Origin of the sequence: uncultured Streptomyces sp. (assembly GCF_947488945.1) — a bacterium.
Lineage (GTDB): Bacteria > Actinomycetota > Actinomycetes > Streptomycetales > Streptomycetaceae > Streptomyces.
Window position 1 is genome coordinate 1 of record NZ_CANLBS010000091.1, and the last position, 428, is coordinate 428.

The window sequence follows — 428 nt, forward strand, 5'->3', positions numbered from 1 at the left end:
CTGTCGGGGGACCCGACGTTCGCCGAGCTGATCGACCGCGTCAAGGACACCGCCCTGGGTGCGTACGACCACCAGGACCTGCCCTTCGAGCGCCTGGTGGACGAGCTCACCCCCCACCGCGACCTGTCGCGCAATCCGCTGTTCCAGACCATGTTCGTGTTCCAGAACACCCCGGACGGGGACGCGTGGAGCCTGCCGGGACTGGACGTCGAACAGATCGGGGTCGGCGGCCAGGACGCGAAGTTCGACCTTCAGCTGACGGCCGCGGAGTCGGGCGACGAGGTGTTGGCCGCCTTGGAGTATCGGACGGATCTCTTCGAGCGGGCGACGATCGAGCGGATGGCCGGCCACCTCGCCACCCTCGCCGCCTCCGTCGCGGCCACCCCCGACGCACACCTCTCCGAACTCAACATGCTGACCGAGCGGGA

The 428-nt window shown here is 68.9% G+C and carries 1 protein-coding gene; it reads left to right on the forward strand.

Translation table 11 applies throughout. From position 1 onward, the window contains the following. On the forward strand, window positions 1-428 hold a 428-nt coding region (locus Q0994_RS33950), incomplete at both ends, for a condensation domain-containing protein (RefSeq protein ID WP_299542595.1).